Genomic DNA, 18,262 nt, shown 5'->3' on the forward strand with positions numbered 1-18,262 from the left:
GTACCGGCACGGACCCCGCGCCCGCGACCCGCACGTGCGGCCCGGGCGCGTGCGGGTCGGGTGCGCGGCACCCGCGGGGATCACACCCGCGGGGTCAGCTTCCCCCGCGCGAGCTTGTGCTGGGCCGACTGCGCCACCGGGCGGATCGTCACGAGGTCGAGGTTCACGTGCGCCGGCAGCTCGACCGCGTGCACGATCGCCTCGGCGACGTCCTCGGCCACGAGCGGCTCCGGCACGTCGTCGTAGACCGCCGCGGCCTTCTCCGCGTCGCCACGGAACCGTGTCAGGGCGAACTCGTCGGTCTTCACGAGGCCCGGCGCGATCTCGACGACCCGGATCGGCTCCCCGTTCAGCTCGAGCCGGAGGGCGGCCACGAGGGCGTGCTCGGCGAACTTCGCGGCGTTGTACCCGCCGCCGTTCTCGTACGCGACGTGCCCGGCCGTGCTCGTCACCGTGACGATGTCGGCGCTCCCGGAGGCCGCCGCACGCCGCCGGAGGTGCGGGAGCAACGCCGCGACGACCCGCTTCGTGCCGATCACGTTCACCTCGAACATGGCGCGCCAGTCCTCGACGTCCGACTCCTCGACCGACGCGGACCCGAAGGCGCCGCCGGCGTTGTTCACGAGCACGTCCGCTCCCCCGAGTTCGTCGACACGGGCGGCCAGCGCCTCGACGTCGGAGGCGCTCGTGACGTCCGCCACGAGGACGTCGGCTCCGGTCGACCCGGCGAGCGCCTCCAGCTTCGAGGCACGGCGGGCGACGGCGAGCACGTCCCACCCGTGCGCGCGGAACAGTCGGACGGTCGCCGCTCCGATGCCCGAGCTCGCTCCGGTGACGACTGCGCGACGAGATGCCATGTGCTTCCTCCAGAGGGACGGGGTGGGATGTCCCAACCGTACCGATCCGGCAAGGTCACGATCGGGTAACGTGACGGGCGATGACGACGGACGCCGCCCCTCCCGCGCCCTCGGCGCCCGCCTCGCAGCTCGAGCCCGGACGTGCGAAGCGCCGTATCCCGATGTGGGACACGGCGCGGTTCCTGGCGGTCACGCTCGTGGTGATCGGCCATGCGATCCAGCGCCAGACGGCGGCGAGCGAGCACGCCCTCGCGCTGTACACCTTCATCTACGCGTTCCACATGCCGGCGTTCGGTGTCATCAGCGGGTACTTCTCCTCCGCCGACACCCCGACCGCGAAGCGCATGCGCCGGACGATCACGGACATCGTCGTGCCGTACATCATCATGCAGACGATCTGGACCGTCGTGCAGGCCCTGGTCGAGGGCGGCAAGAAGTTCAACCCGACGCAGCCGACCTGGACCCTCTGGTTCCTGCTCGCGCTGGGGATCTTCAAGCTGATCCTCCCGTACCTCGCGCAGCTCCGGTGGCCGCTGTTCTGGGCCGTCGTGTTCAGCATCGGCGTCGGCTACTTCGACAACGTCGACTCCACGCTCTCGCTGTCGCGGGCGATCAGCCTCCTGCCGTTCTTCCTGCTCGGCTGGCAGGTGAAGCAGTGGGGCGTCTTCGACCGCTGGTACGAGGCTCCGCGGCGGGTCGTGGTCCGGGTGCGCATCGCGGCCGGTGCCGTGTTCGTGGCGTGGGCGGTGGCGTGTGCGATCTGGATCCCGCAGTTCAAGCAGTTCGACCTGCACCACTGGTTCTTCTACGACGACTCGTACTCGGGCCTCGGCGAGGACGCCTGGTGGGCCGGTGCGGTCCGCTTCGGGCTGATGCTGCTGGCGACCGTGCTCACCGCGTCGTTCCTGCTGCTCGTGCCCCGTCGGAACGTCTGGATCACGCAGTTCGGCGCGGCGACGATGTACGTGTACCTGCTGCACACGTTCGTGCTCTACCCGATCCGCGAGTCCGGGGTGCTCGCCGGGCAGCACTCGGCATGGCCGTACGTGCTGCTCATGGTGGCGATCGCCTGCGCGGTGAGCCTGTTCCTCGCCCAGCCGTTCGTCCGTCGGGGGATGCGCTGGCTCCTCGAACCGAACGTGCGCTGGCTCTTCCGCCGCGACCAGTGACGTGCCAGGAGGCGCGGGTCGCCTCCGCCCCGGTCGTTACGTCCCGAGGCGGGCGCGCTGGTGCCGACGCGACCACCTGCGTACCGTGACGGGCGACGCACAGCCGCGCCGCGCCTCCTGGGCCGAGCGCTGGGCGACCCGACGACCCGACGACCCGACGACCGCCACCGGACAGGAGCACGAGATGACCCAGAACGACGCCGCCCAGTGGCGGTTCGAGACCACGCAGATCCACGCCGGCGCACAGCCCGACCCGACCACGGGGGCCCGCGCGACGCCGATCTACAAGACGACCTCGTACGTCTTCGCGAACTCCGACGAAGCCCGTGACCTCTTCGCCCTGGCCAAGCCGGGCAACATCTACTCGCGCATCATGAACCCGACGAACGACGTCGTGGAGCAGCGGATCGCGGCGCTCGAGGGCGGCTCCGGGGCGCTCCTGGTGTCGAGCGGCCAGGCGGCGGAGACCTACGCGGTGCTCAACATCGCGGGCGCCGGCGACCACATCGTGTCCTCGTCGTCGATCTACGGCGGCACGTACAACCTGTTCAAGTACACGCTCGCGAAGCTCGGCATCGAGACCACGTTCGTCGAGGACCAGGACGACCTCGACGAGTGGCGCCGCGCGGTTCGACCGAACACGAAGCTGTTCTTCGCCGAGACGATCGGCAACCCGAGGATCAACGTGCTCGACATCACCGGCGTCAGCGAGGTCGCCCACGAGTCCGGCGTGCCGCTCATCGTCGACAACACGATCGCGACGCCCTACCTCATCCGTCCGTTCGAGCACGGTGCCGACATCGTCGTGCACTCGGCGACGAAGTTCCTCGGCGGGCACGGCACCGTCATCGGCGGGATCATCGTCGACTCCGGGAAGTTCGCGTGGTCGCAGCACCCGGACAAGTTCCCCGAGTTCAACACGCCGGACCCTTCGTACCACGGCGCGGTCTTCGCCGAGGCCGTCGGCAACGAGCTCGCCTACATCGTCAAGGCCCGGGTGCAGCTGCTCCGCGACCTCGGTGCGTCGAACTCGGCGGACACCGCGTTCGCGCTGCTGCAGGGCATCGAGACGCTGTCGCTCCGCATCGAGCGGCACGTGTCGAACGCGCAGGAGATCGCCGAGTGGCTCGATCGGCACCCGGACGTCGCGACCGTCGCCTACGCCGGGCTGCCGACCTCCCCCTGGTACGCCGCGGCGAACCGCTACGCGCCGAGGGGCGTCGGGGCCGTGCTGTCGTTCGAGCTCAAGGGCGGCGTGCCCGCCGGCAAGGCGTTCGTCGACAACCTGCAGCTGTTCTCGCACCTGGCGAACATCGGCGACGTGCGCTCCCTCGTCATCCACCCGGCGTCGACCACGCACTCGCAGCTGACGCCCGAGCAGCAGCTCACGACCGGTGTGACGCCGGGGCTGGTGCGGCTGTCGGTGGGGATCGAGAACGTCGAGGACCTCAAGGCCGACCTCGAGGCCGGGCTCGCCGCCGCCCGTGCGGTCGCGCAGGAGGGCCAGCGCGCGTAGCGGCCGGCGCCGGGCGCGGCGGCTGTCGCGGACCCTCGCGCTCGATGCGTGTGCACCATGCGACGTCCCACGAGTCGATCGACTCGTGGGACGTCGTTGGTTGCGCACACATCCGGTGCGTGTGCATGGTGCGACGATCCACGCGTCGAACGACGAGTGCAATGTCGGAACATGCGCGCGCACGCAGCCGCACCCGCGCGCACGCACCCGCACCCGCCCGCACGCACGCACGCAGCCGCGAGCACCCGCGACCCGCCGCAGTGGACCCGCGACGCGCCGGACGTGACGTAACACTGGCGGCCCGCGCCGCGCCTCCCGGCAGACTGGACCCGATGGACTGGCAGACGACCCCCGAGGACTCCGTGCCGTCCACCCTCGTGCCCGGAACCGAACTCGGCACGCTCGGCAAGCCCCCGGTGACCGGCGCCTGGCGCCCGGGCGACCACCCCGGCTCCCGGCACTTCGCGTCCCTCGGTGAGCAGTGGGTGCGGGGTGGACGCATCCCCGCCGTGCGCGTGGCGTACGAGACCTGGGGCACGCTCAACGCCGACCGCAACAACGCGGTCCTGGTGTTCCACGCGCTGACCGGCGACTCGCACGTCGCCGGAGCACCCGGTCCCGGCCACCGCACCGCCGGCTGGTGGGGCGACGTCGTCGGACCCGGCCGGGCGATCGACACCGACCGGTGGTTCGTCGTCGCACCGAACATGCTCGGCGGCTGCCAGGGCACGACCGGGCCGTCGTCGGTGTCGCCGGACGGCCTCGAGTGGGGATCCCGCTTCCCGTTCGTCACCGTGCGCGACCAGGTGGCGGTGCAGGCGCAGCTGGCCGACCGGCTCGGCATCGACGTCTTCGCGGCCGTCGTCGGCGGGTCGATGGGCGGCATGCACGCGCTCGAGTTCGCCGTCACCCACCCTGCACGGGTGTCCCGGCTCGCGGTGCTGGCGAGCACGGCGCAGACCACCGCCGACCAGATCGCCGCGAACTCGCTGCAGCGCGCTGCGATCCAGATGGACCCGGCGTTCGCGGGCGGCGACTACTACGAGGCCGACGCCGGCGAGGGCCCCCACCGCGGGCTGGCGCTGGCTCGGCGGATGGCGTTGATGACCTACCGGGCGTCCGACGAGCTGAACGGCCGGTTCGCCCGCTCGTGGCAGAGCGACGTCTCACCGCTCGGCGACGACGGCCGCTTCTCGGTCGAGAGCTACCTCGACTTCCACGGCAACAAGTTCACCCGTCGGTTCGACGCGAGCTCCTACGTCACGCTCACCCACGCGATGGACTCGCACGACGTCGGAGCCGGTCGGGGCGGCATCGCGGCGGCGCTCGCGCAGGTGACGGCCCGCACGCTCGTGGTCGGGGTGTCGAGCGACCGGTTGTTCCCGATCGAGGACCAGCACCGCATCGCGGCCGGCGTGCCGGACACCCTCGACGGTGACCGCGCGGCCGTGATCGAGAGCGAGTTCGGCCACGACGGGTTCCTGATCGAGCACGAGGCCGTGGGGGCGCACCTCCGGCGGCTCTTGGACGCATAACGCTTGCAATATCAATCGCGGAACCATCCGACACGGGATGGCGCGCCGAACACCCCCCAACGGGTGTCGCGCGTGGAATGATGGCGTGGTGCCCAGCCTGAACCAGGCTCGGTTTTCCCTCAGCCACACCGCCACGACCAGGACACCGATGGACTTCATCGCACAGGAACGCGACCGCTTGCTCCGGTCGACGACCCGTGTCGTCGGCATCGTCTGCGCCCTGGTGTCGGTCGTCGCGGTGATCTGTGCCCTCGCGGTCCCGGTCGTCCCGCTGCTCGGCGGGCTCGCCTGCATCGCGATCATGATCGCCGGCTTCCTGGTCTTCGGGTGGAACGGCTCGGTGTGGTGGACGGCGCTCATCCTCGCCTCGGGCCTCGGCGCGCTCGCACTCCTGCTGCTCGGCGTCGACGAGACGGCGCGTCCGATCATCGCCTCCGCGGTGGTGCCCCTCGCCGCCGGCAGCATCTCCGCACCGCTCATGTCCCAGCGCGGGAAGCCCGTGGGACTCGGATTGACCATCGTCGCCGGGGCGGCCGTCGTCGTCGCGATCGTCTGGGCGAACGGCAGCGTCCTCGCCGCCCCGGTCACCGGCGCGCTGCTCGGGTGGGTGCTCATCGCCGTCGTGACGATCTGGATCTCCCGGAGCATCCCGCGCGTCGCCCGCCGGATCTACAGCATCGGTACCGCGCACCGCGCCGAACGCCAGGCGAGCGAGACCGAGGCGCAGCGACGACAGGGTGCGCGGCTCCTGCACGACACCGTGCTCGCCACGCTGACCCTCCTCGCGCACTCCGGCGTGGGCGTCTCCGAGCAGGCGATGCGTGAGCAGGCCGCCGAGGACGCCCGACTCCTCCGCCACCTCCGCCTCGGTGCGACGCCGCAGCCGCAGCAGTCCGGCGACTACTCGCTCACCCGCGAGGAAGAGTCCCCGCTCGGCCAGACCCTCGAGTCGGTCAAGCAGCGCTTCGGCCGCATGGGCCTCGAGGTGAGCTGGCACGGCACCGGGCAGGTCCTGTTGCCGTCGAACGTGCTCGACGCCTTCCTGCTCGCGCTCGGCGAGTGCCTCGAGAACGTCCGTCGGCACGCCGGCGTCGGCGAGGCGCACGTCACGATCGTGCACGACAACGAGATGGTCCGCGCGATGGTCACCGACTCCGGCGTCGGCTTCGACCTCACCCACGTCAGTGCCGAACGGCTCGGCTTCAAGGAGAGCGTGGTGAACCGCCTCCGCGAGGTCGGCGGCGACGCGAAGCTCTTCTCCGCGCCGGGATCCGGCACGACCGTCGTCCTGGAGGCACCCAGATGAGCCGCGTCCCCGAGGACACCATCAGCCGCGGCCTCCCCGGCGAGACCGTGCAGCCCGCTCCGCGGACCCGACGGGAGGCGCGGGAGCGGTACCGGGGCAGCGAACGTCGGCAGGCGCGCGGCCTCCCCTCCACCTCGACCGGCGCGCGCTCGCTGCGGCAGGCCGCCAAGCCCGGCGCCTCGCTCGGCGCCGGCTACCTCGGACTCGGCGCCGCGGTCCTCACCGGCATCGAAGCCGTCGCGGGGATCGTCTTCTTCCTCATCCGCTGGACGGAGTTCACCGACCCGTGGCTGCCCGCGGCGGCCTGGGCGCTCTACCTCGTCGCCGCCGTCGGGGTCGGGCTCAGCCTGCTCACGTACGGCGAACGACTGACCGGGCTCGCCTTCGCGTTGATCTGCGTCGTCCTCGGCTGCGTCGTGACGCTCGACTTCATCGGCATCTGGCCCGAGCACGACATCGCCCACTCGGCGTCCGCGTCCGTCGCCGCCGGCTTCGCGCTCCTGCCCGTCGCGACCCTGCGCCCGGCCCGCGAGGTCGCCGCCGCCATCGCCGTCCTCGGCCTCGCGTTCGTCGGGATGGCGGTCGCCTCGACGCCGATCACGAGCGACACCCTGCCCGCGATCGTGTCCACCGTGGCGCTCGTGACCGTCCCGCCGTCGATCGCGCTCTTCGTGGTGCACCGGTTCCGCCAGCTCGTGCAGCGTGAACTCGACCGGGTCCTCGTGCAGAGCAACGTGCAGGCACCGCAGTTCGCCGTGGGCATGCTCGCCTCCGACGAACTCGCCCGGCTCGACCTCGCCGCCGAGAAGCTCCTCGACGCCGTCGCCAACGGCAGCGACCCCCTCCCGCTCTCGGACGCGTCCGCCTCGGTCGCCGCGTCGCTCGCCACCGAGCTGCGCCTGCACCTCATCGAGGGCCGCCGCGAGACCTGGCTGTACCACGCGATCACGGAGTCCGACAACCTCGGCCGCTCCGTCAGCGTCGCGGATCCGCAGTCGCTCGCGGGCCACCTCTCCCCCGCGCAGCGCGACGGCCTGCTGCAGACGCTCTGGCAGATGGTCGGCGACGGCAAGCAGACCCAGGCCGGGTCGCCCGTCGTCTCCGTGACCCTTGGCCCCGTCGGCTCGGACGGGCACCCCGTCACCGACGAGACGATGGACGTCCCGGTCGTCTTCGAGTCGCGCGGTGTCCCCCGGCGTCGACTCGGCCCGACCGCGTGGAGCGCCCTGCAGCGGATCGGCCCGTACCAGGACTCCGTCCGCGACGGCGTCCTGCACGTCGTCGCGCACTGCGTCGTCGACCGACATCCGTCGATGTAGTCGTCGCACGGAACCGGCTGGCCCGACTGCCGGACACCCTGACCAGCCTGCCCGTGCCCCGTGGTCCGTCCCCCTAGGATCGGCCCACGACCGCCCCCGAGAAAGGACGCCACCATGGCGACTCCAGAGGAACCGATCCGACTCGCACTCGTCGACGACCACAGGATGCTCCTCGGCGCGCTCACCGAGTGGATCCGGAACGCAGCCGACGACATCACGCTCGTCGCCGCCGTCACCACCTGGCCCGAGCTCCTCACGAGCCCGGCGTTCCCGGTCGACGTCGTGCTGCTCGACCTCGACCTCAAGGACTCGATCCCGGTCTCGCTGAAGATCTCGACGCTCAAGACCGCCGGTGTGAAGACCGTCGTGATGAGCACCTACTCGGAGCCGAACGTCGTCCGGGAGGCCCTCGCCTCCGGCGCCCTCGGCTACCTCGTGAAGAGCGAGGACGCCGAGATGATCGTCGAGGCCATCCGCTCCGCCCAGCGCGGCGAGCAGTACGTCTCCGCCGAGCTCGACCTGGCGATCAACAGCGGTGACGTCGGTGGCGTGCCGAAGCTCAGCGCCCAAGAGCGTCGCGTCATGGCGCTGTACGGCGGCGGCGAGCCGGTGAAGAGCGTCGCGTACCAGCTCGGCATCTCGGAGGAGACCGCGAAGAGCTACCTCAAGCGCATCCGCGAGAAGTACCGCGTCGCGGGCTTCGACGTCGGCACGAAGGTGGCGCTGCGGAAGCGCGCGATCACCGACGGCATCATCGTCCAGGACGGCAGCCCGCTGGGTCTGTAGCGCGCCGCACGCCGCACGCGTCGCGCGCCCCGCGCCCCGCGCCGCGCGCCGCGCGCCGCGCGCTTCGTGAGCAGAAGAGGTCGGGTCCCGTCACGGGACCCGACCTCTTCTGCTCACGATCGGCGGTCTACCGCACCGTCGACGGACTGGAGGCGCGGTGCGGGGCCGCCCCGCGCCTCCTGGCCGGTGGGACCCGCGTCAGCCCAGCGGGACGGGCGCGGTGATCGGGCCGGTGGACGGCGACGACGACCGGAGCGACGCACGGCGGGTGCTGCGGCGCTCGGCGCCGTAGCTCACCATCGTCATGAGCACACCGAGCAGCGCCAGCACGATACCGAGCCACCCCGGTGCCTTGAAGCCGAACCCGGCCGCGATGACCGCGCCGCCCAGGGCCGCACCGATCGAGTTGCCGATGTTGAACGCCGAGTGGTTGAGCGCCGCCGCGATGGTCCGTGCGTCTCCGGCGACGTCCATCAGGCGGGACTGCACGGCCGGCGGGATCGCGGACGAGGTCGCACCGAGCAGGAACGCCCCGAGGAAGACCCCCCACACCCACTGCGCGGTGAGGACGGTGACGAGCAGGGCGCCGATCAGCGCGAACATGCCGACGTAGATCGTGCGCTTGACGCTGTGATCGGCCAGGTGCCCGCCGAGCACGCCGCCGATGACCATGCCGATGCCGACGACCACGAGGACGAGCGGCACGAACGACTCCGACAGCCCGGTGACGTTCTGCACGAGCGGCGAGATGTACGAGTAGACCGCGAAGAAGCCGCCGAAGCCGACGGCTCCGAGGCCCATGACCATCCAGACCTGCGGCACGCGGAACGCCCGCAGCTCGCGGCCGATCGTCGCGTGCTCGTCACGGGCACTGCGCGGCACGAAGGCCCACACCGCGAGGAACGTCAGGGCGAACAGGACGGCGACGACGCCGTACGCGATGCGCCAGCTGGCGACCTGCCCGACCCAGGTGATCGCCGGGACGCCCACGACGTTCGCGACCGACAGGCCGAGCAGCACCATCGCGATGCCCTTGCCGCGCTTGCCCGGCCCCATGATGTCGCCCGCCACGATGGACGCGATGCCGAAGTACGCACCGTGCGGGAGCCCCGCGACGAACCGCGCCACGAGCACGAGGCCGAAGGACGGCAGGATCGCGCTCGCGACCGTCGCCAGGACGAACCCGACGAGCAGCACGAGGATCAGGCCCTTGCGCGGGAACTTCGCCGACATAGCCGCGATCGTGGGGGCACCGACGACGACACCGAGGGCGTACGCGCTCACGAGCCAGCCGGCGTGCGCGATCCCGGCGTCCGGGTCGAGGCCGTACTGGCGCGGCAGGAGTGCCTCGGCGATGTTCGGCAGGAGCCCCATCGCGACGAACTCGGTCGAACCGATGGCGAACCCGCCGAGGGCGAGGGCGATGAGCGCGAGTGCGCGACGCGCAGGCGTGAGCTGGGACATGGTGCCTGTTTCGGGACGGGAGGAGCGGGACGGGTTCCGGACGTCGACTCGCGTGCGTCGGCTGGGACCGTCGGTGCGCGTGGTCGCCGCACTGCGCCTCCGTGCCGTCGACGTCGCTGACGGTGCGACCGGGAACGGGCGGAGGGTGGTCCTGGTTCAGCGGCGAACGTGGACGACCGGCCACCGAAAGCGACCGGTCTCAGCAGTGTAGACCGCTCCAAAGGCCGAACGGAAGTCGCGCGGCCGAATCGATTCGACCCGCGTCAGGCGGCGCGACGCTCCGGCTCCGCGTGGGCCGTGACGACGAGCCCCGGGAGTTCGTCACGGTGGACCCACCCGGCGCCGCACTCGGTGCAGCTCGCCCAGGCGGTGTCGCCGTTTTCGTCCGAGTCGATGACGACCGTCCGCAGGTCGCAGTCGGGGCACCAGCCATCGTGCATCATCACGTGCTCCTCGTCGTCGTGCGGACGCGTTCCGTCCGACACCGACAGGACACACCCGACCACCGACATCCGTGGGAGGCGCTCGGCGTGTCGCTCAGTCGTCGAGTGCAGCCTCGAGCCGCTCGAGCTTGCCGTCGATCTCGCCGGTGTGCCCCGGGCGGATGTCGGCCTTGAGCACGAGGGACACCCGCGTGCCGTACGCGCCGACGGCCTCGGTGGCGCGCTTGACCACGTCCATGACCTCGTCCCACTCCCCCTCGACCTCGGTGAACATCGACGAGGTGCGGTTCGGCAACCCGCTCTCGCGGACGATCCGCACGGCGGCCGCGACGGCGTCGTGCACGGACCCGTCCGAGCTCGCGGAGGGACCACCGGACGGGGCGACGGAGAACGCGACGATCATGCGTCCATCCTGCCCCCTGCCGGGACGACCGGCACAGCGGTGGCACGGGCCCGCACGCCGAGCCGGACGATCGCGACGACGCTCCACACCAGCACCCCCATCTCGAGCGCGTTCCGGAGCGTGAGGACCACGAGCACCCAGGGCTGCACGGTGAGCACCTGGTCGTAGAACCCGGGGTAGATCACCTGCGTCAGCAGCGCCATCGGGATCGCGGCGACGGCGACGGGCAGGAAGCGCCTGGCGCTCGGACGACCGGCGACGAGCCCCCACACGATCGGCACGGCGAACCACCCGATGTACTGCGGCGACCCGACCTTGTTCGCGGCGACCAGCGCGGCCACCAGGAGCAGCGCCAGCAGCGGCGCGGCGTCGGCCCGGTGCGCGCCGCGGTGCACGGCCCAGAGCGCGAGCAGCACCCCGCCGACGACGACCACGGCCATGAGCGGCGTCGACACCGCGGCCGCCGCGTGCGTCCCCGCGCCGGACACCTCGAACGTCAGGATCTGCTGGTCGTAGTAGACCGCGGCACCGGGGATGCCGAGCGCCGCCGCCCACATGAAGGGGGTCGCGAGGGGCGCCTCGATCTGCAGCGCACGGCCGCTCTGCTGCCCCACGAACGAGAACAGGTGGGCCGCTCCCCCGTACAGGACGTCGACGAGGACGATGAGCGCCGTCAGCACGAGCGCACCGACGAGCACCCCGCGGCGGTGTCCACGGCGGAGCAGCAGGAGCACGCCCACGAGCGCCGCGGGCCAGACCTTCGTCCACGCACCGGCGGTGAACAGCGCCGAGGCGACGGCCGGCCGCGACGCGACGAAGGCCACCCCGACCAGGGCGAGGACGGTCGCGACGGTGTCGATGCGTCCGAGGCCGATCGGCCCGAGGGCGAGCAGGAAGGCGAGCCACCACCACACGACGCGCACGCCGAGCCCACGGAAGCGCCACAGGAACGCGCACGCGACGGCGTCGAGCGCGACCATGAGCACGAGCCACCCGGTGCCGATCGACGTCACGCCCCCGACGGCGGCAGCGGCCATCGGGACGATCGCGAGGATCGGGTACACCCAGTCCTCGTCGATCCCGACCCAGAACCCGGACGCGTGCCCGGTCTCGATCCACCGCCGGTACGTGATCGTGACGTCACCGAGCGGCAGGTTCGCCGACACGGAGGTCAGCCACCAGAGGACCGCGTGCACGGCGGCGAACGCCACGACGAACGCCGCGACCTCGGGCCACCGCGAACGCCACACCGTCCTCTGCACCGGACGAGCGTAGCGGCACGCCCGTCACAGGTTCCCCCGAGCATGACGTGTCACCGTTCCCCTCGTGACCTCCGACACCCCGCGAACGCGCCGCAGAGCCGTCATCTGGATCGCGGTCGTCGCCGCGGTCGTCGTCATCGGCGTCGTCGCCGCGATCGTCGGCACGAACCTCTACACGAGCAGCGAGAACGCCAAGGCCTCCGCCGCCCCGAGCGTCGCCGCGAGCCGCGCCCCGTCGACGCTCGACGCCGCGGACCTGTCCGGCGCGTGGACGGTCGGCGGGGACTCCGAGGCCGGGTACCGCGTCCACGAGGTCCTGAACGGCTCGGACGTCACCGTCACCGGGCGCACCGACAGCGTCACCGGGAGCGCGACCGTCGACGGCACCGCCATCACGAAGGCGACCATCACCGTGCAGGTCGCCGACATCACCACGGACTCGGCCCAGCGCGACTCGTACTTCCGCGACTCGGCGCTCGACACGTCGGCGTTCCCCACCGCGACCTTCACGCTCATCGAGCCGATCGCGGACGCGGTCCCGTCCGGCTCGGGCACGACGAAGGTCGAGGCCACCGGGGACCTCACCCTGCACGGCGTCACGAAGTCGGTCGCCGCGACGCTCGAGGTCGGGCTGAACGGCGACGGCGTCGACGTCTCCGGCTCGATCCCGATCACCTTCTCGGACTTCGGCGTGCAGGCCCCGAGCCTCGGCTTCGTGCAGGTCGACGACGCAGGTGCGGTCGAGTTCCTCGTGCACGCCACCCCCGCGAGCTGACGCGCACGACGCGCGTCACGCCCCGGACGTGACCACCTGACGGCCAGGAGGCGCGGTGCGGGCCCGGACCGCGCCTCCCGTCCGTCGCCGCTCGCGGCTACCCCCGCGCGTCGCCCTCGACGACGAGGTCGCGCACCACGCCCGGCAGCTGCTCGACCAGCGCCGCCATCGTGAACGGCCCACCCCGGGACGCCCGTCGCGCCGCGATCCCGTGCACCACCGCAGCCGAAGCGGCCAGGTGCGCCAGGTCGGACGGCGACAGCGACGACCCGGCCGCCTCCGCCGCTCCCTGCCGAGCCGCCACGAGCGCCCCGAGCACCCCGCCGAGGACGTCACCGGCACCGGCGGCCGCGAGCCACGGCGTCGCCGACGAGGCCACGAGCCGCACCGACCCGTCGGGTGTCGCGACGTGCGTGGCGGACCCCTTCAGGAGCACGACGCTCCCGGTCTGCGCGGCGGCACGGAGCGCGGCCGCGGCCGGGTCCTGCTCGACGGCCTCCCGCGACTCGTGCAGGACGCCGGCGAGCTCCCCCGCGTGCGGCGTCAGCACCGCCAGGGGCCCGAGCTCGACGAGCGGGATCGCGCCGGCGTCGACGACCACGGGGACCCCGTCGTCCGAGGCGTGCCGGAACCCCTCCGCCGTCACGTCGTCCAGGTCGTCGAGCGAGCCCGCCGAGATCCCGGAGCCGACGAGCCACGCCTGCACCCGTCCGACCCCGGCGACGACCTCGGGACGCCGCGCGAGCACGTGGTCCGACGCGCGGGACGGTCCCACGTACCGGACCATCCCCACGCCGGTGTGCACGGCGGCGTCGACGCCCAGCACGGCAGCGCCCGGGTACTGGTCGGAGCCGGTCGCGACACCGAGGACTCCCCGCCGGTACTTGGTGGAGTCGCCGTGCGGGGCGGTGGTCCAGGCGGCGGCGTCGGTCGGGGCGAAGGGGACGAAGTCGTTCACGAGACGCCACGTTACGGTGGAGCGCATGAGCCTGTTCCTGCCCGGTCGTGTGGTGGTCTTCGACTACGGCGAGGTGATCAGCCGGACGCCGCACGCCTCGCGGGACGCCCTCGTCGCGGCGACCGGGGTGCCGGCGGACGAGCTCTTCCCCGTCTACCAGGAGCTCCGACACGACCTGGACCGCGGCGACCTCTCCGTCGTGGACTACTGGCGCGCGATCGCCGAGCGCACCGGCCGATCGTGGCGCATCACCGACATCCACCGGTTCTGGGCGATCGACTTCACCGGCTGGTTCGAGGTCGAGCCGGAGACCCTCGCGATCGTCGAGGAGCTGCACGACGCCGGCACCCGGGTCGCCCTGCTGTCGAACGCCGGGTTCGACTTCGGTGACCCGTACCGCCGGTCCCCGATGGGCTCCCTGTTCGAGACCGTCGTGGTGAGCGCCGAGGAGCACGTCCTGAAGCCGGACGCCTCGATCTACCTGGACTCGTGCGCGCGCCTGGGAATCGACGCCGCGCAGATGGTGTTCGTCGACAACAGGGCCGAGAACGCCGCCGGCGCGGAAGCGATCGGGGCGGTCGGCCACCACTACACGTCGCCCGCCGGACTCCGCGCGTTCCTGCAGGAACTCGCGACCGGGGCGACCGCCGAGAAGGAGCCCGCGTGACGCACGCCCTGTTCGAACCGATCACCATCCGCGACCTGACCGTCCGCAACCGCATCTGGGTCTCCCCGATGTGCCAGTACTCGGTCGAGGCGCAGGACGGCGTCCCGACCCCGTGGCACCTCGTGCACCTCGGCGGCTTCGCCAAGGGCGGTGCCGGCGCGGTCGTGGTCGAGGCCACGGGAGTCGTGCCGGAGGGGCGGATCAGCCCGCAGGACCTCGGGCTGTGGAACGACGAGCAGCGCGACGCGTTCCGCCCGATCGTCGACTTCATCCACTCGCAGGGCGCCGCCGCGGGCGTCCAGCTCGCGCACGCCGGCCGCAAGGCGTCGACGTTCCGCCCGTGGGAGTCGACGCACGGCTCCGTCCCGGCGGACCAGGGCGGCTGGAACACCGTGGCACCGTCCGCGGTCGCCTTCGACGGGTACGCCGAGCCGCGCGAGCTCGCCACCGAGGACATCCGCGTGGTGGCCCTGGCGTTCGCCGCTGCCGCTCGACGCTCGGTCGAGGCCGGCTTCGACCTCGTCGAGATCCACGCCGCGCACGGCTACCTGCTGCACCAGTTCCTGTCGCCGTTGAGCAACCACCGGACCGACTCGTACGGCGGCTCGCTCGAGAACCGCGCCCGCGCCCTGCTCGAGGTGCTGGACGCCGTCCGTGCCGAGGTCGGCGCGGGCTTCCCGGTCGTCGTCCGCTTCTCGGCGACCGACTGGGTCGAAGGCGGCCTGACGCTCGAGGAGACCACGCAGGTCGCGCGCTGGGCCGCCGAGCACGGTGCCGACCTCGCGGACGTCTCGACCGGTGGCAACGTCGCGAGCGCCCCGATCCCGGTCGGCCCTGGTTACCAGGTGCCCTTCGCCGACGCGATCAAGCGCGACGCCGGCATCGGCACGATCGCTGTCGGCATGATCTCGGAGGCGTTCCAGGCCGAGCAGATCGTGGCGACCGGCCAGGCGGACGTCGTCATGGTGGGCCGCGAGTTCCTGCGCGACCCGGGCTTCCCGCTCCGTGCCGCCGTCGAGCTCGGCGTCTCCGTGGACTACGAGCCGCAGCAGTACCACCGCGCACGCGTCACGGCGTAGGCCGTTCTGTACGTTCTCTCGGCTTGGCCGCACGCCAGGCAGTACGATTGCCTCACTGTGGACGATCCCCCGAACAGTTCTTCGCCTCACTCATCTGCCGCTCACTCGGTGAGCTGCACTGCCTCGCCCCCTGCGGGAGGTGAATCATGAGTCCGATCGACATCGTCATGCTGATCGGCGGCATCCTGCTGACACTCGGCACCGGTGTGTTCGTCGCGTCCGAGTTCGCGCTGGTCAACCTCGACCGCGCCGACGTCGAGGCCCGACGAGACCGCGGTGAGACCGGCCTCGCACCCGTCATCGGTGCGTTGAAGGTCACCTCGACGCACCTCTCCAGCGCGCAGCTCGGCATCACGCTGACGACCCTGCTGACCGGCTACCTGCTCGAGCCGTCGATCGCGAAGCTGCTCGAAGCGCCGTTCCTCGCGATGCGGCTTCCCGAGGCGATCGTCGAGACCGTCGGCTCGATCGTGGCGCTCGTCATCGCGACCCTGCTGTCGATGATCCTCGGTGAGCTCGTGCCGAAGAACTTCGCGCTCGCGCTCCCCCTGCAGACCGCGAAGCTCGTCGTGCCGCTGCAGATCGCGTTCACCACGGTGTTCAAGCCGGCCGTCGCGGTGCTGAACGGCACCGCCAACGCCGTGCTCCGGGCGATGGGCATCGAGCCGCAAGAGGAACTGTCCGGTGCGCGCAGCGCCGAGGAGCTCACCTCGCTGCTGCGTCGGTCCGCGTCCGAGGGCTCCCTCGAGCAGGACACCGCGACGCTGCTGGAACGGACGATCTCGTTCTCCGAACTGAGCGCCAGCGACGTGATGACCCCGCGCCCCCGGCTCTCCACGATCCGCGTGTCCGAGTCCGCCGACGACGTCATCGCGCTCGCCCGGAAGACCGGGTTCAGCCGCTTCCCCGTCATCGAGGAGGACGCGGACGACGTCGTCGGCATCGTGCACGTGAAGCAGGCCGTCGCCGTGCCCCGCGAGAAGCGCCCCGAGGTCCCCGTCGGCGCCCTCATGACCGACGCCGAGCGCGTCCCCGAGACGATGCCCGGCGACACGCTGCTCGCCGAGGTCCGCGGTCGCGGCTACCAGATGGTGATCGTCGTCGACGAGTACGGCGGCACCGCGGGGGTCGTGACGCTCGAGGACCTCATCGAGGAGATCGTCGGCGAGGTGTCCGACGAGCACGACCGTGCACGGATCGACGTCGTCCGGTCGCGCAACTGGCTGACGTTCCCGGGGCTCCTCCGCCCGGACGAGCTCGAGGACCGCGCCGGCGTGAAGGTCCCCGAGGACGGCCCGTACGAGACCGTCGGCGGGTTCATCATGTCGACCCTCGGGCGGCTCCCGGCCGTCGGTGACGAGGTACCGCTCGAGGACGGCGTGTTCCGCGTCGAACGCCTCGACGGGCGCCGCATCGACCGGATCCGCTGGACGCCCACACCGCCGGAGACCCCGGCGACCGGCATCATCATCCCGGCCACGAAGGCCACGGCCTCGAAGGCTTCTGCGAAGGGCGGCACCCGATGAGTTCCGACTGGTGGGGCATCTTCTGGCTCGTCGTCCTCCTGATGGGCAACGCCTACTTCGTCGCGGCCGAGTTCGCCGTCATCTCCGCACGCCGCTCCCAGATCGAGCCGCGCGCGGAAGAGGGCTCGCGCGCCGCACAGATGACGCTCTGGGCGATGGAGCACGCCACCCGCATGCTCGCCACCACCCAGCTCGGCATCACGGTGTGCTCGCTGCTCATCCTCAACGTCTCCGAGCCGGCGATCCACCACCTGCTCGAGGTCCCGCTGCACCTCACGGGCTGGAGTGTCGAGGTCATCGGCGTCGTGGCGTTCGTGTTCACGCTGCTGCTCGTGTCGTTCCTGCACGTGGTGTTCGGCGAGATGGTCCCGAAGAACATCTCGTTCTCGATGCCTGACCGTGCGGCGCTCCTCCTCGTGCCGACGCTCTGGTACATCGGCCACGGCCTGCACTGGGTGGTCGTCGGCCTGAACGAGGTCGCGAACGCCGTGCTCCGGCTCTTCCGGGTCGAGCCGAAGGACGAAGCCGTGAGCGCGTTCACCGTCGAGGAGGTCCAGACCATCGTCGAGCAGTCCCGCCGCGAGGGCACCCTCACCGACGACGGCAAGCTCGCCCTGGCGTTCGAGTTCACCGAGAAGAAGGTCAAGGACGTCGCCGTGCCGATGGCCGAGCTCGTCACCCTCCCCGAGGACGCCACCCCCGGTGACGTCGAGCGGGCCGTGGCCCAGCGCGGGTTCTCGCGGTACGTGCTCGTGGCCGAGGACGGCTCCCCCACGGGCTACGTGCACGTGAAGGACGTCATCGACCTCCGACCGGACGAGTACGACGACCCGGTGCCGCCGAAGCGGATCCGGCAGCTCATCTCGCTGTACACGGAGATGGACCTCGAGGACGCCCTCGCGACCATGCGCGCCGCCGGTCGTCACGTGGCGCGGGCGTTCGACGCCGAGGGCCGGACGCTCGGTGTGCTCTTCCTCGAGGACATCCTCGAGGAGCTCGTCGGCACCGTCGAGGACGCGACCCGCCGGCGCTGACGCGCGCACCTGCGGACAGGAGGCGCGGTGCCAGCTGGCACCGCGCCTCCCGTCCGCCCGTGGTCGCGACCACCCCGCCAAAGCGACATGGTCCCGCCGGTCGTCCTCGTCCCTGCCGCCAGGTCGACAGATCCCCGGCGCGATCGTGCGGGCGCCTGTCGCT

General features: G+C 71.7%; 17 protein-coding genes. 11 read left to right on the plus strand and 6 right to left on the minus strand.

The window, feature by feature from the left end; translation table 11 throughout:
• Positions 1–80: 80 nt before the first annotated feature.
• The gene (locus tag BJK06_RS01030) at positions 81–857 is read right to left on the minus strand and encodes an SDR family oxidoreductase (RefSeq protein ID WP_070416355.1); all 777 of its coding nucleotides are present in this window, start codon (positions 855–857) and stop codon (positions 81–83) included.
• An 80-nt stretch (positions 858–937) separates the two neighbouring features.
• Between BJK06_RS01030 and BJK06_RS01035 the strand changes: the two genes are divergently transcribed.
• The 6 genes from BJK06_RS01035 to BJK06_RS01060 all read left to right on the plus strand — a co-directional run bounded on the left by BJK06_RS01035 (position 938) and on the right by BJK06_RS01060 (position 8,488).
• A complete protein-coding gene (locus BJK06_RS01035; protein ID WP_070416356.1) occupies positions 938–2,026 on the plus strand; it encodes an acyltransferase family protein in 1,089 nt (362 codons plus the stop codon).
• A gap of 184 nt (positions 2,027–2,210) precedes the next feature.
• Positions 2,211–3,542 (plus strand): bifunctional o-acetylhomoserine/o-acetylserine sulfhydrylase, encoded by a 1,332-nt coding sequence (locus BJK06_RS01040; protein WP_070419085.1) that lies wholly within the window; start codon positions 2,211–2,213, stop codon positions 3,540–3,542.
• Between the two features lie 332 nt (positions 3,543–3,874).
• Positions 3,875–5,077 carry a homoserine O-acetyltransferase gene (locus BJK06_RS01045; RefSeq protein WP_070416357.1) on the plus strand — a complete coding sequence of 401 codons (1,203 nt, stop codon included), beginning with the start codon at positions 3,875–3,877 and terminating at the stop codon, positions 5,075–5,077.
• Positions 5,078–5,225: 148 nt separating this feature from the next.
• The gene (locus tag BJK06_RS01050; protein WP_070416358.1) at positions 5,226–6,383 is read left to right on the plus strand and encodes a sensor histidine kinase; all 1,158 of its coding nucleotides are present in this window, start codon (positions 5,226–5,228) and stop codon (positions 6,381–6,383) included.
• Complete coding sequence (locus tag BJK06_RS01055) at positions 6,380–7,702, plus strand: hypothetical protein (RefSeq protein WP_083294960.1); 1,323 nt, start codon at positions 6,380–6,382, stop codon at positions 7,700–7,702. Before BJK06_RS01050 ends, BJK06_RS01055 begins: the two co-directional genes overlap by 4 nt.
• A 114-nt stretch (positions 7,703–7,816) precedes the next feature.
• A complete protein-coding gene (locus tag BJK06_RS01060) occupies positions 7,817–8,488 on the plus strand; it encodes a response regulator transcription factor (RefSeq protein WP_070416359.1) in 672 nt (223 codons plus the stop codon).
• 198 nt (positions 8,489–8,686) lie between these two features.
• Here BJK06_RS01060 and BJK06_RS01065 read toward each other — a convergent pair whose 3' ends face one another.
• The 4 genes from BJK06_RS01065 to BJK06_RS01080 form a co-directional block, all read right to left on the minus strand.
• Entirely contained in the window at positions 8,687–9,952 is a 1,266-nt protein-coding gene (locus tag BJK06_RS01065) for an MFS transporter (protein WP_070416360.1), read from the minus strand.
• Positions 9,953–10,215: 263 nt separating this feature from the next.
• Entirely contained in the window at positions 10,216–10,395 is a 180-nt protein-coding gene (locus tag BJK06_RS01070) for a hypothetical protein (protein ID WP_156794721.1), read from the minus strand.
• Between the two features lie 94 nt (positions 10,396–10,489).
• A complete protein-coding gene (locus BJK06_RS01075) occupies positions 10,490–10,798 on the minus strand; it encodes a thiamine-binding protein (protein WP_070416362.1) in 309 nt (102 codons plus the stop codon).
• Positions 10,795–12,060 carry a glycosyltransferase 87 family protein gene (locus tag BJK06_RS01080; protein WP_156794722.1) on the minus strand — a complete coding sequence of 422 codons (1,266 nt, stop codon included), beginning with the start codon at positions 12,058–12,060 and terminating at the stop codon, positions 10,795–10,797. Before BJK06_RS01080 ends, BJK06_RS01075 begins: the two co-directional genes overlap by 4 nt.
• Before the next feature lie 64 nt (positions 12,061–12,124).
• Between BJK06_RS01080 and BJK06_RS01085 the strand changes: the two genes are divergently transcribed.
• Complete coding sequence (locus tag BJK06_RS01085; RefSeq protein WP_083294962.1) at positions 12,125–12,835, plus strand: YceI family protein; 711 nt, start codon at positions 12,125–12,127, stop codon at positions 12,833–12,835.
• 97 nt (positions 12,836–12,932) lie between these two features.
• On the opposite strand, the gene BJK06_RS01090 is transcribed toward BJK06_RS01085, so the two are convergent.
• Positions 12,933–13,820, minus strand: a complete 888-nt coding sequence (locus tag BJK06_RS01090) for an ADP/ATP-dependent (S)-NAD(P)H-hydrate dehydratase (RefSeq protein ID WP_156794723.1) — start codon at positions 13,818–13,820, stop codon at positions 12,933–12,935.
• Between BJK06_RS01090 and BJK06_RS01095 the strand changes: the two genes are divergently transcribed.
• The 4 genes from BJK06_RS01095 (at position 13,819) to BJK06_RS01110 (ending at position 18,099) form a co-directional block, all read left to right on the plus strand.
• On the plus strand, positions 13,819–14,460 hold the full coding sequence (locus BJK06_RS01095) for an HAD family phosphatase (protein WP_070416364.1): 642 nt from the start codon (positions 13,819–13,821) through the stop codon (positions 14,458–14,460). The genes BJK06_RS01090 and BJK06_RS01095 overlap by 2 nt on opposite strands.
• Positions 14,457–15,539, plus strand: coding sequence for an NADH:flavin oxidoreductase/NADH oxidase (locus BJK06_RS01100; protein WP_070416365.1), 1,083 nt, complete (start codon positions 14,457–14,459; stop codon positions 15,537–15,539). Before BJK06_RS01095 ends, BJK06_RS01100 begins: the two co-directional genes overlap by 4 nt.
• 146 nt (positions 15,540–15,685) lie before the next feature.
• Complete coding sequence (locus BJK06_RS01105; protein ID WP_070416366.1) at positions 15,686–17,065, plus strand: hemolysin family protein; 1,380 nt, start codon at positions 15,686–15,688, stop codon at positions 17,063–17,065.
• Entirely contained in the window at positions 17,062–18,099 is a 1,038-nt protein-coding gene (locus tag BJK06_RS01110) for a hemolysin family protein (RefSeq protein WP_070416367.1), read from the plus strand. The genes BJK06_RS01105 and BJK06_RS01110 overlap by 4 nt, the downstream gene beginning before the upstream one ends.
• Positions 18,100–18,262 lie beyond the last annotated feature (163 nt).

This window comes from Curtobacterium sp. BH-2-1-1 (assembly GCF_001806325.1).
Classification (GTDB): Bacteria; Actinomycetota; Actinomycetes; order Actinomycetales; family Microbacteriaceae; genus Curtobacterium.